Source organism: Inquilinus ginsengisoli, from assembly GCF_050434925.1.
Classification (GTDB): domain Bacteria; phylum Pseudomonadota; class Alphaproteobacteria; order DSM-16000; family Inquilinaceae; genus Inquilinus; species Inquilinus ginsengisoli_B.
Window position 1 is genome coordinate 7053933 of record NZ_JBNDJK010000001.1, and the last position, 16946, is coordinate 7070878.

Here is a 16946-nt window from a genome sequence, read left to right on the forward strand (position 1 = left end):
ATGGGCAAGATCGACACCCGCACATCACCCTCCTTTAGTCCCCCCTCCCCTCGCGGGAGGGGGCTAGGGGGAGGGGGTTCTCTCGGCTTGAGCCGGCCCGGACTGTTAGAGGCCGGCACGGCCGACGCGGACGGCGAGTTCGACAACCTGACCATTCGCGCGCGGACGCGCGCAGACCCCTCCCCCTACCCCCCTCCCGCAAGAGGAGGGGGGACTAGAACAGAACGGCATGCGAATGCCGTAAGTCCCGACATCCTCGCCGATCTCGCCGCCTGGGCGTTGGTCGAGGAGGCGGAGCTGACCCCGAAGCCAGGGCTGGTCGACCGGCGCGGTTCCGGCGCGCATCGCGACCTCGACCTGGAAACGCTGCGCCGATCCGCCCAGGCCCTGCGCCCGGCCTTTCGCGCCATGGCCGAGGCCGCCCAAGGCCGCCAGCCGGACCCGTCGCTGCGCGAGGAGCTGGCCGCGATCGGCCGCGCCGGGGAGATCCACATGATGACGGCGACCGGCGGCAGCAATGCCCATCGCGGCGCGATCTGGGCGCTTGGGCTGCTGCTGGCCGGGACGGTGATCGCCGGTCCGGCCGGCCCCCGCCGCATTGCTGAGACGGCCGCCGCGATCGCACGCTGTCCCGACCGCTTCGCGCCGCAGGCATCGAGCAACGGCGAGCAGGCACGGCAGGCGCATGGCGCAGCCGGCGCCCGCGGTGAGGCCCAGACCGGCTTCCCGCATGTCGTGACGATCGCCCTCCCCGCCCTGCGGGCCAGCCGCGCCGCCGGTGCCACGGAGACCGAGGCCCGGCTGGACGCGCTGCTGGCGGTCATGGCGTCGCTCGACGACACCTGCCTGCTGCATCGCGGCGGCCGCCCGGCACTGGAAGCGGCGCAGGCCGGTGCCCGCGCCGTGCTGGCCGCCGGCGGCACCGCCGTCCTGGCCGGCCGTGCGGCGCTGCAGGCGCTCGACGCCAACCTTCTCGCTCGCTGGGTGTCGCCCGGCGGCTCGGCGGACCTGCTGGCCGCCGCCCTGTTCCTCGACCGCATCGACCGGAGCTTCGCCCCATGGAACGCCTGAGCTTCGACTACCCCGCCACCGCAACCGTGCCGAAGCGCGCCCATGTCGGCGTCGTCGGCTCCGGCAACCTCGAGGTGCTGATCGAGCCCTCGCCGGACGGCCACGCCCATATCCGCGTCACCACCAGCGTCGACGGCTACGGCGCGGTGTGGCGGGCGGTGCTGGACCGGTTCATCGCCCGCCACGGCGTCGCCGCCGCGGTCGAGATCAACGATTTCGGCGCCACGCCCGGCATGGTGGCGCTGCGCCTGGAGCAGGCGGTGGAGGCGACGAAGTCATGAACGCCATCGCAACCCGCAACAGCTTCATCGAGCTGACCGCCCGCGACCGCGCCGGCGCCCTGCTGGACGACGGCAGCGTCCGTGAGATCCTCGGGCCATTCGACCGGCTGGTCTCGCCCTGGCTGCCGCTGCAGGGCATCCCGACCCAGTCCGATGACGGGGTGGTGCTGGCCCGCGGCCGGATCGACGGCCAGCCGGCGGTGGTCGCCGCGATCGAGAGCGCCTATCAGGGCGGCAGCATGGGCGAGGTCGCCGGCGCCAAGATCGCCGGGGCGCTGGAGCGGGCGCTGGCCGACCATGAGCGCGGCATTCCGACCCGGCCGGTGATCCTGTTCGAGACCGGCGGCGTGCGGCTGCAGGAGGCCAATCTCGGCCTCGCCGCCATCGCCGAGATCCAGGCCGGCATCCTGGCGCTGCGGCCGCATGTGCCGGTGGTCGGGGTGATCTCCGGCATGGTGGGCTGCTTCGGCGGCATGTCGCTGGCGGCGGCGCTGTGCAGCACGCTGATCGTCACCCGGCAGGCCCGGCTGGGCATGAACGGGCCGGAGGTGATCGAGCAGGAGGCGGGGATCGAGGAGCTGGACTCCTCCGACCGCAAGCTGATCTGGAGCCTGATCGGCGGCGAGCAGCGCCGGGCCGCCGGTTTCGTCGACACGCTGGTCGAGGACGATGCCGGGGCGATCGCCGACGCGGTGCGCACCGCCTTCGCCGCCGGCCTGCCGAAGCATCGCAGCGCGGCGGTCGAGCTCTACCGGGCGCGGCTGGCGGCGATCGACCCCGCCGCGCCGCCAACGCCGGAGGGACTGAGAGACCTTTGGGACGAGGAGAGCGTGTCATGAGCACCACGGCATCATCCGACAGCAGGGGCCGGATCTGGCTTTCAGTCCTGGCCTGCCCGGGAACCGCCGTCGAGGGCACGTCGACCGTGCTGACCGCCGACGCGCCGCTGGGCGGCGAGGCGGCGCGCTTCATCGCCGTGGTGCCCGACCCGGCCAACCGCTTCCCGCGGGCCCGGCATGGCGAGGTCGGGCTGGAGGAAGGCTGGGGCCTGGCCGCCGCGGTGCGGGCCGTGATCGAAGCAGATCGGGACGGGGCCAAGCGCCCGATCATCGCGGTGGTCGACGTCACCAGCCAGGCCTATGGCCGGCAGGAGGAGATGCTGGGCATCCACCTGGCCTGCGCCGCGGCGGCCGACGCCTATGCCGCCGCCCGGCTGACCGGCCATCCCGTGGTGGCGCTGCTGGTCGGCAAGGCGATGTCCGGCGCCTTCCTGGCCCATGGCTACCAGGCCAACCGGATCCTGGCGCTGGCCGATGACGGTGTGCTGGTGCATGCGATGGGCCGCGAGGCCGCCGCGCGCGTCACCCGCCGCACGCTCGCCGAGCTCGACCGGCTGGGCGAGCAGGTCCCGCCGATGGCCTATGGCATCCGCGCCTATGCCGGGCTCGGGCTGCTGCATGGGCTGATCGAGGGCGTGTCGGCCGAGGCACCGGGCGCCGCGGATGTCGAGCGGGTGCGGGCCGAGCTGGCGGCGGCGGTGGCCGACATCCGGGCATCCGGCGACCGCGGCTTGTCCTCGCGCCTGACCTCTCCCGCGGCGCGGCAGGGCCGGCCCGCCTCGATCGAGGTGCGCCGGCGCCTGGCCGAGCAATGGGACGCGGCGTGAGATGAGCGACCGCCTCCCGCTCGCGTCGGCCCTCCCGCCTGCAGGAAAGACAGTTCCTCCGTTTGGACCGACCTCTCTCTCTTACTCTCCCCCTCCCCTTGCGGGAGGGGGGAAGGGGGAGGGGTCTGGCGCCGCCGGAACCGAAGTCGAGCGTCGGCACAACCCCATAGAACTCCTGGATGACCCCGCGTCGGTTCTCGCCATCGATACCCCCTCCCCCTACCCCCTCCCGCGAGGGGAGGGGAAGGATGAAAGGCTTTCGCGAGAGGGGCAGCGTGAGCGGCACGTTGCATTCCAGCCACACGACCTGCTGCGGGTCGAGCCGGCGGTCATGGCCGAGCTTGCCCGGAACCTTCCCGACTGGGCCGCGGCGTCTCTGATAACGGCGCCCTGGGTGGTGGTGCGCAGGGCGCTCCCCTTCGATGGCCTGCTGCCGGTTGGCATCCGCGGCTCGGGCCGCTCCGAACGGTGTGCCGCCTGGCTGTCGCCAGGGGCAGTCGTCGAGCGCCGCACGCCGGAGGATCTGGCCGCCGCTCGAGCCTGGCAAGGGCATCGGCGCCTGGCCGAGATTCCGGCGCTGGCCGCTCTCGACGCCGTCGCCACCCTGCTCGATGGCTGGAATTGGGGACCCGCCGGCAGTGTCGGCTTCGAGTTCGCCACCGGCCAGCCGACGGCAAACTCGGACAGCGATCTGGACATCATCCTGCGTGCATCCAGCCGCCTCGGCTCCGGCGAGGCCCGTCGTCTGCTCACTGCCCTGGCAACACTACCGATCCGAGCCGACGTTGCGATGGAAACCCCACTCGGCGCCTGCAGCCTGGCCGAGATCGCCGCGGGCGGCCTCGCCGTGGTCAAGACCCCCACCGGCCCGCGGCTGGTCCGCGATCCCTGGGCCGAGCCCGCATGAGCATCGCCTTCCTGTTCCCCGGCCAGGGGGCGCAGAGCCCCGGCTTCCTGCATCGGCTGCCGGACCATCCATCCGTCGCGGCGACGCTGCAGGAGGCGACCACGGTGCTCGGGCGGGAGATCCTGGAACTGGACGGCGGTGCCGCCCTGCAATCGACGGTGGCGGTGCAGCTCGGCCTGCTCGTCGCCGGCGTCGCCACCGCGCGAGCCCTGGCGGCGGAGGGTGTCGCTCCCGCCATGGTCGCCGGCCTCTCGGTCGGATCCTTCGCCGCTGCGGTGACGGCTGGCGCCCTCGCCCTCGCCGACGCGCTGCGTCTGGTCGACCGCCGGGCGCGGCTGATGGAGCAGGCGTGCCCGGCCGGGTTCGGCATGGTGGCGGTGACCGGCCTGCCGCAGCGCCGGGTCGAGGCGATCATCGGCGCGATCCACGGCCCGGCCGCCCCGCTCTACCTCGCCAATCTCAACGGGCCGGCGGAGTTCGTGCTGAGCGGTGCCGACGCCGCGCTCGACCGCGCGATCGAGACGGCGCAGCAGGCCGGCGCGCGGCGAGCCGAGCGGCTGGCCGTGGCCGTGCCGTCGCATTGTCCGCTGATGGATGGAGCTGCGGCGGCCCTGACGGCAGCGATCGAGTCGGTCCCTGTCGCGGCGCCGCGCATCCCCGTGGTCGGCAACCGGCGGGCCCGGGCGCTGCGCGACGCCGCCGCTGTGTGGGAGGAGCTGGCGACCAACCTGGCCCATCCGGTGCGCTGGTCCGACAGCGTCACCCTGATGGCCGAGCACGGCGCCACGGCCTTCCTGGAGATGCCGCCCGGCACGGTCCTGACCCGGCTGGCCGCGGCGGAATTCCCCGACCTGCCCGGCCGCTGCATGGAGAGCCTGTCGCTGTCGGGCGCCCGGACCTTCGCCGCCCGCGCCGGAGACCGGTGAGAGCAGAGGACACCCGTCCTCGATCCTTCCTGCCTATGACTTGATCACGGTTCAGGATCCTGCCTGCCCCCTGATCATCCAGCCTGCAGCAGCGTTACGGCAGCCGGCGGATCTCCGGCTGGTACGCTGCCTGCATGCGCCTCGGTTCCACAGTCGCGGCGGATGACGCAGTATCGCACGGTCGGGACCGCATCTCGTCCGTCCGGGCGTACAGTCCCATGCCGTCAAAGATCGCGTGTCGGAGCTGCCCCGAACCCGGAGGCCCCTGATGGAAGTCAAATGGCTGGAAGATTTTCTCAGCCTGTCCGCGACATCGAGCTTCTCTCGGTCCGCGGAGGAGCGCCACGTCACGCAATCCGCCCTCAGCCGCCGGATTCGGCAGCTCGAGACCTGGATCGGCGTGCCGCTGTTCGACCGCACCAGCTATCCCGTGCGCCTGACCCCGGAAGGCCAGGATTTCCTGCCGCGGGCGCGAAAGATCCTGGATCTCGTGCACCAGACCCGGACCGAGCTGCGCCACCGGCACGACGCCGCGGCGGAGACGCTGTCCTTCGGCACGCTGAACACCCTGTCCCTGACCTTCTTCCCGACCTGGATCCGGCGGCTGGAGAACCAGCTCGGCCCGCTGTGCACCCGCTTCGAGACGCGGCCGACCTTCGCCGGCATCATCGCCACCCTGCTCGACGGCCACTGCGACTTCCTGCTGACCTATGCCCATGAATCGGTGCCGCTGATGAGCGACATCGCCTATTGCGAGCACCGCTGCCTGGGCGAGGAGCGGGTCATCCCGGTCTCCGCCCCCGACGCCCGCGGCCGGCCGCTGCACGCGATCGACAGCGGCGGCGGGCCGATCCAGTATCTCAGCTACGGCACCGGCTCCTTCTTCGGCCATGGCCTGGTCAAGCTGTTCGCCGGGCGCCCGCTGCCGCTCGCCGTGGTCTATGAGAACGCCATGTCGGCCGGCCTCAAGGCCATGGCGCTGGCCGGGCGCGGCCTGGCCTGGATCCCCGAAAGCCTGATCGCGGAGGAGCTGCGCTCCGGCGCCCTGGTCCGGGCCGGCAACCCGAGCTGGGCGCTGGATGTCGAGATCCGCCTCTACCGGGCCTCCGCCACCCGCGCCTGCGCCGACCGGTTCTGGTCGGCCATTCCCGACGAACCGGAGACGGTGCCCCTGCCCCGCCGGATCTCGGCAGTCTGACCAGCCTGCGCCAACGGCTGTTCGAGGAAGGCGAGGTCGCCCTCCTCGTCCAGCCGGTCGAGGCGGTCATGCAGCCGGTCGGCCTCGCTGGTGTCGAGCGTGCCGCGGCAGCAATCGGCGAACTTGGCCCGGCGGTCGAAGTCGTCGAACGGATCGGCGATGGTGCCCTTGGCCTCGCCGCGCTCGCCCGACAGCACCCGGCCGTCGGCGAGGCGGATGGTGACCCGGTGCGGCAGCGGCCGCCCCCGTTCATCCTCCGGCGGATGGGAAGTCATGGCGATGCGCGGGAGCAGTTCGCGCGCCGGCTTCGCCCCGACTGCCGCTGCGGTGAAGTCCGACAGCTCCAACCGGTCCTTCAGCAGCGCCAGGGCGACGCAGTACTGCATCGAGAAGCGCGCCTGCATCTCGTCCTCCGGCCGCGGATAGGCGAGATTGCGCTGGTTGACAACGCCGACCAGCGTCTCCACCGCCGCCACCTCTCCCGCCGCGAAGCCGTGCTGCGCCCGGAGGTCGAGGACGATGTCGACCGCGTTGTGGGTCGAGCCGCAGCAGGGGTGGCGCTTCGGCATCAGCCCCTCGCTCTCGATCACATGCGGCGCGCCGATTGCGACCCCGTCCCAGCCCGTGGCGGCCGGCCCGCCGAACAGCTCGCGGAAGCCCTGCGGCGCCTCCAGGATGTCGAGACGGCCGGTCATGCCGCACTCCGCCAGCGCCGCGGCCTCGACGGCATTGCGCGCCGCCAGGCCGGCATGCAGCGGCTTGGCCGGCGTGCCGAACTGCCCCTTGACCCCGGCGGCCATGCTGACGGCGAGGCTCATCGCCCGGGCGATGCCGGCCTCGTCCAGGCCGCGCAGCCAGGCCACGCCTGCCGCGGTGCCGATGCAACCGACGGTCGAGGTGGAGTGCCACCCGGCGGCGTAGTGTGACGGGTTGACCCCGCGCCCGACCGCGGCCTGCGCCTCCAGCCCGACCAGATAGGCGTCGACCAGCATCCGCCCGGACGTGCCCCGGGCCAGCGCCAGGCCAAGCAGCGCCGGCACCAGCACCGCTGAGGCGTGGCTGGCACCGGGCCGGAAGTTGTCGTCGTAGTCGAGCGCATGCGCCGCGGTGCCGTTGACCAGGGCCGACAACCCCTCGGCCGCCTGCCCACCCCCGACCAGAGTGCAGCGCGGTCCGTCGGCGATCGAGCCGGCGAAGGCGGCGCGCACCGCTTGCACCGACGGGTCGCCGGCCCCGGCCAGCATGCAGCCGATGGTGTCGGCGATGGCATGGCGGGCGCGGAGACGGGCGAGATCGCCGAACTCGACCCCGGATCGGCTCCAGCGCGCGATCGCCTCGATGATGCTGGCCATGGTTCCTCCGGCTCAGGCGGCCATGCCGGCCCTGCGGGCGTCCAGGATGAGGGCGAGCAGTCGGCCGAACTGGAACCGGTTGACCTCCGGTCCCGCCGCCTTTCCGTTGATCTTCTCCGTGTCGGCACGGTGGACGATGACGAGATCGAGCGGCGGGATGACGATGCAGACATGGCCGCCGGCACCTTGGGCGCTGTAGCTGCCCTCCGGCACGATCACGCCCGGGAAGGCGATGCCCTGCCGCGCCACCCACCACATGTAGCCATAGGCGCCGCGCGTCCCCGCGTCCGAATAGGGCAGCACGCTGGCCGCGACCCAGTTCTGCTGCACCACCTCGCGATCGCCCCAGCGGCCGTCGCGCAGGAACAGCAGGCCGAAGCGCGCGAGGTCGCGAGTCGACATCCGGAACGGATAGGCCGGGTGGACCGAGCACGGATCGGGCTGCAGCCAGCCATCCGCCTGCTCGGCGTCGAAACGGAAATCCTGCAGGCCCAGCGGCACCGCGATCCGGTCGTGGAAGGCAGCGTGGATGCCAAGACCGGTCAGCTGTGTGTAGATCGTGCCGAGCGCGTTGAAGTCCCAGTTGCTGTAGCACCACACCGTGCCCGGCGCGTGGGCATGGCGCGGCGGTTTCAACGATTTCATCCAGGGCGTCTCGTAGCCGGCCGGATGGGAGATGCCGGACCGGGCGGTCAGCAGGTCGTAGACCGTCGCCTGCTTCTCGCGCTCGCTGAGCCCCTCGCAGTCGTCGATGCCGAGCTTGTCCAGGGTCAGCGACAGGTCGATGGCGTCGTCGCCCCGATGCGTGCCGATCAGCGCGCTGAGGAAGCTCTTGCGGATCGAATGGCACAGGTAGCGGCGGGTGACGTCGCCGCGGCTGGCGATCACGCGCCCGCCCTGCACGATCATCAGGGCGGCGGTGCCGATCCCGTCGGCATGGGTCCAGACCCGGTCGAGATGCTCGAGCGACCATCCGGCGGACCGGATGTCCTCGACCATCTCCCAGATCGCGCCGGGCCAGGCCTCGGCCAGTTCGGCTGTGCTCAACAGTCTCACGGTGCCACCGCCTCCCCCACCTCGGACGCCGGCCGGTAGCCGGTGCTCGCCTCCAGGAAGCTGCGCGTGTAGGCGTCCTGCGCCTGGCGGGCGCGGACGCCCTGCGCCGTCATCTCCTCGACGATGCGGCCGCCGTTCATCATGGCGATGCGGTCGCAGAGATGGGCGATCACCGGCAGGTCGTGGGTCACCATCAGATAGGTCAGGCCGCGCTCGCGCCGCAGCGCCTTCAGCAGGTTCAGGATCTCGGCCTGGACCGAGACGTCGAGGGCCGAGGTCGGCTCGTCCAGCAGCAGGATCTCCGGCTCGATGATCAGGCTGCGGGCGATGGCGACGCGCTGGCGCTGCCCGCCCGACAGCTCGTGCGGGTAGCGGTAGCGGAAGCCGCGGCCGAGGCCGACTGCGTCGAGCGCCGCGTCGATCCGCTGCTCCTGCCGGTCGAAGCCGTGGATCCTGAGCGGTTCGGACAGCACGGCCCGTACCATCTTGCGCGGATGCAGCGAGGCATAGGGGTCCTGGAACACCATCTGGACCCGGCGGAAGAACGCCTTGTCGCGCTTGCGCGGCACCTCGCGGCCACGGAACAGGATCGACCCCTGATAGCCGGTGTTGAGCCCGGCCAGGGCGCGCAGCACGGTCGACTTGCCGCAGCCGGATTCGCCGATCAGCCCGAAGGATTCGCCCTGCCGGAGGACGAAGGAGACGTCGTCGACGGCGGTCATCGCCGCGGCGCCGGAGCCGAAGGTGACGCGCAGGCCGACCGCCTCCAGGATCGCGTCCGTCATGCCGCGGCTCCGGCGAAGGTCGGTCCGTCGAGCCAGGCCGGGTCGCGGCTGGGCACCTGCAGCGTGTCGACCGGCCGGTCGAGCTGCGGCAGGCTGTCGAGCAGCGCGCGGGTGTACGGATGCTGCGCCCGGTGCAGCTCCCGCGCCGGCAGGTCCTCCAGGATCCGGCCGGCATACATCACCAGCACCCGGTCGCAGAAATCGGCAACCAGGTTGAGGTCGTGGCTGATGAACATCAGCCCGGTGCCGCGCCGGGTCACCAGCTCGTCCAGGATGGTCAGCACCTGCCGCCGCACCGTCACGTCGAGCGCCGAGGTCGGCTCGTCGGCGATGATCAGGTCCGGCTCGGGGATCAGCATCATCGCGATCATGATCCGCTGGCCCATGCCGCCCGAGACCTCGTGCGGGAACAGGCGGAAGACGCGCTCCGGGTCGCGGATATGGACGGCGTCCAGCATCTCCAGCGCCCGGGCCTGGGCGACGCGCGCGCCGACCCGGTGGTGCAGCCGGTAGGCCTCGGTGATCTGCTTGCCAACCCGCATCAGCGGGTTCAGCGAGAATTTCGGGTCCTGCAGGATCATCGAGATGCGGTTGCCGCGGATCGCCCGCATCCGCCGCTCCGAGGCCGCCAGCAGGTCGATGCCGTCGAAGTCGAGCCGCCGCGCCGTCACCCGCGCCGCCTTGGGCGTCAATTTCATGACCGAACGGCCGGTCAGCGATTTGCCGGAGCCGGATTCGCCGACGATGCCGACCTTCTCGCGCCCGACGGCGAAGGAGATGCCGCGCACGGCCTGGATGGTGCCGCGGCCGCCGGAGAAGTCGATGCGCAGGTCCTCGACCTGCAGGAGCGGCTCAGCCATGGCGGGGATCCAGGATGTCGCGCAGCCCGTCGCCGAACAGGTTGAAGGCCAGGCTGGTGAGCAGGATGGCGCAGCCGGGGATCGCCGCGATCCACCAGCTGGTCAGCACGAATTCGCGGCCGCTGGACAGCATCGCCCCCCATTCCGGGCTGGGCGGCTGCGCCCCGAGGCCGAGGAAGCCGAGCCCCGCGGCGGTGAGGATGATCGCCGCCATGTTGAGCGTGATCCGCACCACCACGGAGGGCAGGCACATCGGCACCACATGCGACAGGATGATCCGCAGCGACGACGCCCCCTGCAGCCGGACCGCGGCGATGTAGTCGGAGGACCGGATCGACAGCGTCTCGGCCCGCGCCAGCCGCGCGATCGGCGGCCAGGCGGCGAGCGAGATGGCGATGATCGCGTTCTGGATGCCGGGCCCGAGCGCGGCGACGAAGGCCAGCGCCAGCACCAGGCTTGGGAAGGCCAGGAAGATGTCGACGACGCGCATCAGCACGATGTCGACCCAGCCGCCGAGATAGCCCGAGGTGGTGCCGATCAGAAGGCCGATCGGCGCCACGATCAGCGCCGTCAGCACGGCGATGTAGAGCGTGATCCGGGCGCCGAAGACGATGCGGCTGAACACGTCGCGGCCGAGCTCGTCGGTGCCTAGGAAATGCGCGGCCGAGGGCGGCTGCAGCCGGGTGGTGAGGTCCTGGGCGTAGATGTCGTGGGTCGCGATCAGCGGCGCGAAGATCGCCATGACCGCGATGACCAGGAGGATGACCAGCCCCAGCAGCGCCGGGGGGTTGCCCACCAGCCGCAGCAACTTGAGCCAGAGCTGCTGGGCGCGGGCCTGCATCGGCGAGGCCGGGACCGGGGCGTGCAGCCAGGCCCTGATCGAGCCGGGTCGTAAAGCGATGTCGCTGGGCATGTCCGCGCTCATCGGGTGCGAGGGTCGAAGATGCGGTACAGCAGGTCGCACACCAGATTCAGCGTCACGAAGATGACGCCGATCAGCAGCGTGCAGCCCACCACCGCGTTCATGTCGCCGGCCAGCAGCGTGTTGGTCAGGTAGCGGCCGAAGCCGGGCCAGGCGAAGACCGTCTCGGTCAGCACCGCGCCTTCCAGCAGGAAGGCATAGGACAGGGCCACCACCGTCACCACCTGCACCGCGATGTTGCGGAAGGCGTGGATCCAGACGGTGCGGGCCCAGGACAGGCCCTTGACCCGCGCCGCCACCACATATTCCTGGCCCAGCTGCTCGATCATGAAGCTGCGCGTCATCCGGCTGATATAGGCCAGCGCGCTGAAGCCGAGGATCGAGGCCGGCAGGATGACGTGGCTGAAGACGTTGCCGAACACCTCCCACTGCCCCTGCAGCGCGGTGTCGAGCAGCAGGAAGCCGGTCATCGGCTCGATGTCGAACTCGTATGTAAAATCGATCCGGCCGGGCCCGCCGACCCAGCCCAGCGTGGCATAGAACAGCACCAGCCCCATCAGCCCGAGCCAGAAGGTCGGTGCCGAATAGCCCAAGAGGCCGACCACGCGGACGATGTGGTCCGCCGCGCTGTCGCGGTACATCGCCGCCAGCACGCCGAAGGGGATGCCGAGCCCGGTGCCGATGATGATGGCGACCGTCGCCAGCTCCAGCGTCGCCGGGAACACCCGGGCGATGTCCTCGACCACAGGCTTGCCGGTGGTCAGCGCCGTGCCGAGGTCGAGGCTGACGATGTCGCGCAGGTAGCGCAGGAACTGGATCCAGATCGGCTGGTCCAGCCCGAGCTGCCGGTACACCGCGTCATAGGCGGCCTGGGTGGCGTTGTCGCCGAGGATGGCGGCGACCGGGTCGAGCGGCAGCATCCGCCCGATGAAGAAGGTCAGCGCCACGAGGCCAAACAGGGTGACGGCGACGGACAGGACGGTCCGGCCGGCCGCCAGCACCCAGGACGACAGCGCGCTCCGTCCTGGGGCTGCGATCGGGCGGGGGGCGGCGATGGGAGCGTCGACCATGGCGCTACTTGGAGACGGTTTCGTAATAGGTCCGGAAGCCGTTCCAGCGCCAGTTCTTCAGCGTCTTGCGGATGCCGGCGACATTGTAGGTCTGGAACATGAAGGCGAAGGGCCCCTCCTGCATCATCTGCAGCTGCAGGTCGCGATAGAGCGCGTTCCGCTTCTCCGGATCCGGCTCCAGCAGCGCCGCCTCGACCGTCCGGTTGGCGTCCGCGGAGGCGAAGGAGGCGTTCCAGCTCGGGTTCTGGGTCAGCTTCGCCTCCGGCCTGTTGTCCGGGTTGTAGACCAGCCGGGAGGCGTTGCCGTGGGCATCGGGCACACTGGTCTGCCACGACGACATCGAGGTCTCGAAATCCCGGCCGCGCACCCGGCTGAACAGCTGGGCATTGGCCATCCGCTCCACCGTCAGCTCGACGCCGATCCGGGCGGCGTTCTGCTGCACGCTCTGCGCGACCGGCGCGGCATGCGGCAGGGTGCCGATGAAGACGCTGGCCTTGAATCCGTTCGGATAGCCGGCCTCGGCCAGCAGCGCCCTGGCCTTGTCGAGATCGAGCGAGAAGGGCTGCCCTTCGGTCTCATCCAGCGCGCCGACCGCGCCGATCTGGGCGAAGCTGGCCCGCGGCACGCCGATATTCGACATCACGGTGCTGGCCAGGCCGTCATAGTCGATCAGGTAGCGCATCGCCAGGCGCACCTTCGGGTTCGCGAAGATCGGGTTGGCGTTGTTGAACGACCAGTAGAAGAGCTGCGGCCGGAGGACCCGGACGATCGACACGTCGGGAGAACTCTCCAGGTCCTTCAGGTCCTCCGGCGTCAGGTCACGCGCCACGTCGACATCGCCCTGGGTCAGCAGCAGGCGCTGGGTCCCCGCCTCCGCCACATGGCGGATCAGGATGCGCTTCAGCGCCGGCGCCTGGCCCCAGTACGTGTCGTTCGCCTGCAGGACCACGGCCTCGCCGGCGTTCCACTGTGCCAGCCTGTAGGGGCCGACGCATTCGGTGCGCGTCGTCAGGTACTTGTTGCCGAGGTCGCCGTTCACCTCATTGGCCAGGATGGTCTGGCGGTCATGGGTGAAGGAGACGCGGTTCGCGGCGATCCCCTGCAGCACCAGGTTGGTCGGATAGGGCTTGTCGAGCTTGAGGACCAGCGTGCTGTCGTCCGGCGCGGTGATCTGGGCGTCGATCTTGTCCTTGGTGAAGCCGTACTCGTTCAGCGTCGCCGCGTTGCCGAAGCCGAGCTTGACCACGCGCTGCATCGACCAGGCGGTGTCGGCCGCGGTGACCGGGTTGCCGGAGGGGAACACCGCCCCCTTGCGCAGATGGAAGGTGATCTGCTGGCGGTCGTCGGACACATCCCAGCTTTCGGCGAACAGCGGCACCGCCTTGGTCTCGTCCGCCGGATCGACATCGACCAGCGGGTCACAGGTGGTCTGCACGATCTCGTTGGTCACCACCTCGCCGATCTGGGCCGGGTCGAAGGTGCTGATCGCGTCGACGTTCCAGGCCATGACCAGCGCGTTCGACGGCGTGGCCGCCCCGGCGGCGAACGGCGCCGCGCCGAGGACGGCGCCGCAGACCGCGCCGAGGATGCGATGAAGCGGGCGGGATCCGGGCGGCGCCGGATTCGGAGCAGCGAGCATCGGTGGAGCCTCCGTGCTGTGCGGAAATCGGTGTCCGGCGCCGCTACTTGCTGACCGGATCGTAGTAGGTACGGAAGCCGTTCCAGGTCCAGTTCTTCAGCGACTTGCGGATCGCGGCGGGGTTGTACATCTGGAACATGATGGCCATCGGCCCCTGCTGCATGATCTGCAGCTGCAGGTCGCGGTAGATCGCGTTCCGCTTCTCCGGATCCGGCTCCAGCAGCGCTGCGTCGACCTTCTTGTTCGCATCCTCGGAATAGAAGGCCGCCCGCCAGGCCGGGTACTGGGTCAGCTTCGCCTCGGCCCGGTTGTCCGGGTTGTAGACCAGCCGCGAGGCGTTGCCATGGGCGTCGGGCACGCCGGTCTGCCAGGCCTGCATCGCGGTCTGGAATTCGCGGCCGCGCACCCGGCTGAACAGCTGGGCGTTGGCCATCCGCTCCAGCGTCAGCTCCACGCCGACCTTGGCGGCATTCTGCTGCACGCTCTGCGCGATCGGGCCGGAATGCGGCAGGGTGCCGATGAAGACGGTGGCCTTGAAGCCGTTGGGATAGCCGGCCTCGGCCAGCAGCGCCTTGGCCTTGTCGAGGTCGAGCGAGAAAGGCTGCCCCTCCTTCTCGTCCAGCGCGCCGACCGCGCCGATCTGGACGAAGCTGGCCCGCGGCACGCCGGTGTAGGTCATCACCGTCTTGCCGAGGCCCTCATAGTCGATCAGGTAGCGCATCGCCAGGCGGACCTTCTCGTTCGAGAAGATCGGGTCGGCGTTGTTGAAGGTCCAGAAGAACAGCTGCGGCTTCAGCACCCGGACGATCGACACGTCCGGCGAGCTCTCCAGGTCCTTCATGTCCTCCGGCGTCAGGTCGCGGGCGACATCGACATCGCCCTGGGTCAGCAGCAGGCGCTGCGTTCCCGCCTCGGCGACATGACGGATCAGCACGCGCTTCAGCGCCGGCGGCTCGCCCCAGTATTTGTCGTTCGCCTGCAGCACCACAGCCTCGCCGGCATTCCACTGCGCCAGCCGGTAGGGCCCGACGCATTCGGTGTGGGTCGCGAGATACTTGTTGCCGAGGTCGCCGTTCACCTCATTGGCCAGGATGATCTGCCTGTCCATGGTGGCGGAGACTCGGTTCGCGGCGATCGCCTGCAGCACCAGGTTGGTCGGGTAGGGCTTGTCCAGCTTCATGACAAGCGTGGCGTCGTCGGGCGCGGTGATCTGCGTCTCGACCTTGTCCTTGGTGAAGCCGTATTCGGTCAGAGTCGCCGCATTGCCGAAGCCGAGCTTGACCACGCGCTGCATCGACCAGGCGGTCTCGGCCGCGGTGGCCGGGTTGCCGGAGGGGAAGGTCGCGCCCTTGCGCAGATGGAAGGTGATCTGCAGCCGGTCGTCCGACACGTCCCAGCTCTCGGCGAAGAGCGGAATCACCTTGGTCTCGTCCGCCGGATCGAAATCGACCAGGGAATCACAGGTGTTCTGCACGATCTCATTGGTCACCACCTCGCCGATCTGGGCCGGGTCGAAGGTGCTGATGGCGTCGATGTTCCAGGCCATCACCAGCGCGTTCGACGGCGTGGCCGCCCCGGCGGCGACGGGCGCTGCGAGGATGGCGGCGCCGCAGACCGCGCCGAGGGCGCGGCGGAACGGACGGGATCCGGGCGGCGCCGGGATCGGACGGGCGAACATGGATCGAGCCTCCGTGCTTGTTCTGTTTGGTGTTGTCCGGCGTCCTCCGCGACCTTCGTCCGGGTGCCGGCCTCGTTCTCCGGGCCGGCTTCGTCCCGCGGGATCAGGCTGCCTTCGGCCGCGGCTGCAGCGGCGGCTGCACCTCCGCCGGGATCGGGCAGACATAGGGCGTGGCCGCCGTCCGTTCCTGGTGGTCCTGCTTGGCCCGCTTCATCAGCAGCTCGTCGCTCATCACGTCCAGCGCCGTGCCGGCCATGACCTTGGCGGCATGGATCATGCCCTTATGCGCGGCCGGCGCCATGCCCTGGGCGGTGATCTGCCAGGAATGGCCCGGCGTGCCGATGGCATGGGTGGCGACCCGCGCCTGCACCGTCGGCACCACCCAGCTGACATCGGCGACATCGGTCGACCCGATCATCGGCTCGCCCCGGGAATCCTTCGGCACGATGAAGTCGCAGAGCGGCAGGTCCTTGCGCGGCGGCACGCCGACGCGGCGATAGTCGGTGAGGATGTCCTCCTCGCTCAGCGTCGCCTGGATCTGGGCGGCGTAGTCGCGATCCGCCGTATCGAACGGCACCGGGCCGAGGCGCAGCAGGTGCTGGTGCATGGCCTCCTCCAGCGGCGTGTTGCCGAGCATGTTGGAGACGGCGCTCATGATCGAGATCGCGACCGAGGTCTCGGTCATCATCGCGGCGCCGTGGGCGATCTTCTTCACCCGCTCGTTCAGCGCCAGCATGCCGGCCAGGTCGCGCGCCCGGATGGCGTAGCGCACCTTGGCCGAGGCCTGCACCACATTGGGCGCGATGCCGCCGGAATCGATCATGGCGTAGTGGATGCGGGCGTCGGACGGCATGTGCTCGCGCATGTAGTTGACGCCGACATTCATCAGCTCGACCGCATCCAGCGCGCTGCGGCCGAGATGCGGCGCCGCGGCGGCGTGCGAGGCGCGGCCGGTGAAGTGGAAGTCCATCCGGGTGTTGGCCAGCGACAGCGCCTCGTCGACCCGGGTCAGCGACGCCGGGTGCCAGGTGATGGCGATGTCGACATCCTCGAAGGCGCCGGCGCGCACCATGAAGGCCTTGGCCGCCCCGCCCTCCTCCGCCGGACAGCCATAGTAGCGCACCCGCCCCGGCCGGCCGGTGGCGGCCAGGAAGTCCTTGACCGCGGTGGCGGCCAGCAGGGCGGCGGAGCCGAGCATGTTGTGGCCGCAGCCATGGCCGTAGCCGTTGCCGGGGATCGGCCTGGGCTCGGCGATGTTGGCCTCCTGGCTCAGCCCCGGCAGGGCGTCGTATTCACCGAGGATGGCGATCACCGGCCCGCCCCGGCCCGCCTCGCCCATCACCGCGGTCGGGATGCCGGCGAGACTCTCGGTCACCTTGAAGCCCTCGGCCTGCAGCATCGCCGTGTGCTCGGCGACCGAGCGGTACTCGGTGTAGGCGATCTCGGGCATGCCCCAGATCCGGTCGCTCAGCGCCACGAACTCCGTCCGCTTGGCGTCGACCAGCTGCCAGATCTTGTCGGAATTCTGCATGGTT

16 protein-coding genes are annotated in these 16946 nt (G+C 70.6%); 7 read left to right on the forward strand and 9 right to left on the reverse strand.

The genetic code is table 11. From position 1 onward, the window contains the following. The 7 genes from QFZ27_RS33190 to QFZ27_RS33220 all read left to right on the forward strand — a co-directional run bounded on the left by QFZ27_RS33190 (position 1) and on the right by QFZ27_RS33220 (position 6049). On the forward strand, positions 1 to 1071 hold the full coding sequence (locus tag QFZ27_RS33190; protein WP_429230733.1) for a triphosphoribosyl-dephospho-CoA synthase: 1071 nt from the start codon (positions 1 to 3) through the stop codon (positions 1069 to 1071). Beyond that, a complete protein-coding gene (locus QFZ27_RS33195) occupies positions 1059 to 1352 on the forward strand; it encodes a malonate decarboxylase subunit delta (protein WP_429230734.1) in 294 nt (97 codons plus the stop codon). Before QFZ27_RS33190 ends, QFZ27_RS33195 begins: the two co-directional genes overlap by 13 nt. After that, positions 1349 to 2191: a biotin-independent malonate decarboxylase subunit beta gene (locus QFZ27_RS33200; protein ID WP_429230735.1), complete on the forward strand. Its 843-nt coding sequence runs from the start codon at positions 1349 to 1351 to the stop codon at positions 2189 to 2191. The genes QFZ27_RS33195 and QFZ27_RS33200 overlap by 4 nt, the downstream gene beginning before the upstream one ends. Beyond that, complete coding sequence (gene mdcE, locus QFZ27_RS33205) at positions 2188 to 3018, forward strand: biotin-independent malonate decarboxylase subunit gamma (RefSeq protein ID WP_429230736.1); 831 nt, start codon at positions 2188 to 2190, stop codon at positions 3016 to 3018. The genes QFZ27_RS33200 and mdcE overlap by 4 nt, the downstream gene beginning before the upstream one ends. Before the next feature lies 1 nt (position 3019). Further along, positions 3020 to 3925, forward strand: coding sequence for a malonate decarboxylase holo-ACP synthase (locus QFZ27_RS33210; protein WP_429230737.1), 906 nt, complete (start codon positions 3020 to 3022; stop codon positions 3923 to 3925). Continuing rightward, on the forward strand, positions 3922 to 4851 hold the full coding sequence (gene mdcH, locus QFZ27_RS33215; protein WP_429230738.1) for a malonate decarboxylase subunit epsilon: 930 nt from the start codon (positions 3922 to 3924) through the stop codon (positions 4849 to 4851). Before QFZ27_RS33210 ends, mdcH begins: the two co-directional genes overlap by 4 nt. Positions 4852 to 5119: 268 nt before the next feature. After that, complete coding sequence (locus tag QFZ27_RS33220) at positions 5120 to 6049, forward strand: LysR family transcriptional regulator (RefSeq protein WP_429230739.1); 930 nt, start codon at positions 5120 to 5122, stop codon at positions 6047 to 6049. Here the strand turns inward: QFZ27_RS33220 and QFZ27_RS33225 are convergent. The 9 genes from QFZ27_RS33225 to QFZ27_RS33265 all read right to left on the reverse strand — a co-directional run bounded on the left by QFZ27_RS33225 (position 5947) and on the right by QFZ27_RS33265 (position 16942). Next, positions 5947 to 7401 (reverse strand): MmgE/PrpD family protein, encoded by a 1455-nt coding sequence (locus QFZ27_RS33225; protein ID WP_429230740.1) that lies wholly within the window; start codon positions 7399 to 7401, stop codon positions 5947 to 5949. The genes QFZ27_RS33220 and QFZ27_RS33225 overlap by 103 nt on opposite strands. Positions 7402 to 7413: 12 nt before the next feature. Next, on the reverse strand, positions 7414 to 8457 hold the full coding sequence (locus QFZ27_RS33230; RefSeq protein WP_429230741.1) for a serine hydrolase domain-containing protein: 1044 nt from the start codon (positions 8455 to 8457) through the stop codon (positions 7414 to 7416). Beyond that, positions 8454 to 9242, reverse strand: coding sequence for an ABC transporter ATP-binding protein (locus QFZ27_RS33235; RefSeq protein WP_429230742.1), 789 nt, complete (start codon positions 9240 to 9242; stop codon positions 8454 to 8456). The genes QFZ27_RS33230 and QFZ27_RS33235 overlap by 4 nt, the downstream gene beginning before the upstream one ends. Continuing rightward, positions 9239 to 10102, reverse strand: a complete 864-nt coding sequence (locus tag QFZ27_RS33240) for an ABC transporter ATP-binding protein (protein WP_429230743.1) — start codon at positions 10100 to 10102, stop codon at positions 9239 to 9241. The genes QFZ27_RS33235 and QFZ27_RS33240 overlap by 4 nt, the downstream gene beginning before the upstream one ends. After that, complete coding sequence (gene nikC, locus QFZ27_RS33245; RefSeq protein WP_429230744.1) at positions 10095 to 11015, reverse strand: nickel transporter permease; 921 nt, start codon at positions 11013 to 11015, stop codon at positions 10095 to 10097. Before nikC ends, QFZ27_RS33240 begins: the two co-directional genes overlap by 8 nt. A gap of 8 nt (positions 11016 to 11023) precedes the next feature. Next, positions 11024 to 12094: an ABC transporter permease gene (locus tag QFZ27_RS33250; RefSeq protein WP_429230745.1), complete on the reverse strand. Its 1071-nt coding sequence runs from the start codon at positions 12092 to 12094 to the stop codon at positions 11024 to 11026. A gap of 4 nt (positions 12095 to 12098) precedes the next feature. After that, positions 12099 to 13733, reverse strand: coding sequence for an ABC transporter substrate-binding protein (locus QFZ27_RS33255; RefSeq protein ID WP_429230746.1), 1635 nt, complete (start codon positions 13731 to 13733; stop codon positions 12099 to 12101). A gap of 43 nt (positions 13734 to 13776) precedes the next feature. Then, entirely contained in the window at positions 13777 to 15411 is a 1635-nt protein-coding gene (locus tag QFZ27_RS33260) for an ABC transporter substrate-binding protein (protein WP_429230747.1), read from the reverse strand. 103 nt (positions 15412 to 15514) lie between these two features. Beyond that, positions 15515 to 16942, reverse strand: coding sequence for a M20 family metallopeptidase (locus QFZ27_RS33265; protein ID WP_429230748.1), 1428 nt, complete (start codon positions 16940 to 16942; stop codon positions 15515 to 15517). Positions 16943 to 16946 lie beyond the last annotated feature (4 nt).

What these genes read in the sequence shown, in the direction of transcription:
- QFZ27_RS33265 (WP_429230748.1), bottom strand. Translation starts at nt 16,942, where the DNA reads ATGCAGAATTCCGACAAGATCTGGCAGCTGGTCGACGCCAAGCGGACG.
- QFZ27_RS33220 (WP_429230739.1), top strand. Translation starts at nt 5,120, where the DNA reads ATGGAAGTCAAATGGCTGGAAGATTTTCTCAGCCTGTCCGCGACATCG.
- nikC (WP_429230744.1), bottom strand. Translation starts at nt 11,015, where the DNA reads ATGCCCAGCGACATCGCTTTACGACCCGGCTCGATCAGGGCCTGGCTG.
- QFZ27_RS33255 (WP_429230746.1), bottom strand. Translation starts at nt 13,733, where the DNA reads ATGCTCGCTGCTCCGAATCCGGCGCCGCCCGGATCCCGCCCGCTTCAT.
- QFZ27_RS33200 (WP_429230735.1), top strand. Translation starts at nt 1,349, where the DNA reads ATGAACGCCATCGCAACCCGCAACAGCTTCATCGAGCTGACCGCCCGC.
- QFZ27_RS33195 (WP_429230734.1), top strand. Translation starts at nt 1,059, where the DNA reads ATGGAACGCCTGAGCTTCGACTACCCCGCCACCGCAACCGTGCCGAAG.
- QFZ27_RS33210 (WP_429230737.1), top strand. Translation starts at nt 3,020, where the DNA reads ATGAGCGACCGCCTCCCGCTCGCGTCGGCCCTCCCGCCTGCAGGAAAG.
- QFZ27_RS33260 (WP_429230747.1), bottom strand. Translation starts at nt 15,411, where the DNA reads ATGTTCGCCCGTCCGATCCCGGCGCCGCCCGGATCCCGTCCGTTCCGC.
- QFZ27_RS33235 (WP_429230742.1), bottom strand. Translation starts at nt 9,242, where the DNA reads ATGACGGACGCGATCCTGGAGGCGGTCGGCCTGCGCGTCACCTTCGGC.
- mdcH (WP_429230738.1), top strand. Translation starts at nt 3,922, where the DNA reads ATGAGCATCGCCTTCCTGTTCCCCGGCCAGGGGGCGCAGAGCCCCGGC.
- QFZ27_RS33240 (WP_429230743.1), bottom strand. Translation starts at nt 10,102, where the DNA reads ATGGCTGAGCCGCTCCTGCAGGTCGAGGACCTGCGCATCGACTTCTCC.
- mdcE (WP_429230736.1), top strand. Translation starts at nt 2,188, where the DNA reads ATGAGCACCACGGCATCATCCGACAGCAGGGGCCGGATCTGGCTTTCA.
- QFZ27_RS33190 (WP_429230733.1), top strand. Translation starts at nt 1, where the DNA reads ATGGGCAAGATCGACACCCGCACATCACCCTCCTTTAGTCCCCCCTCC.
- QFZ27_RS33250 (WP_429230745.1), bottom strand. Translation starts at nt 12,094, where the DNA reads ATGGTCGACGCTCCCATCGCCGCCCCCCGCCCGATCGCAGCCCCAGGA.
- QFZ27_RS33225 (WP_429230740.1), bottom strand. Translation starts at nt 7,401, where the DNA reads ATGGCCAGCATCATCGAGGCGATCGCGCGCTGGAGCCGATCCGGGGTC.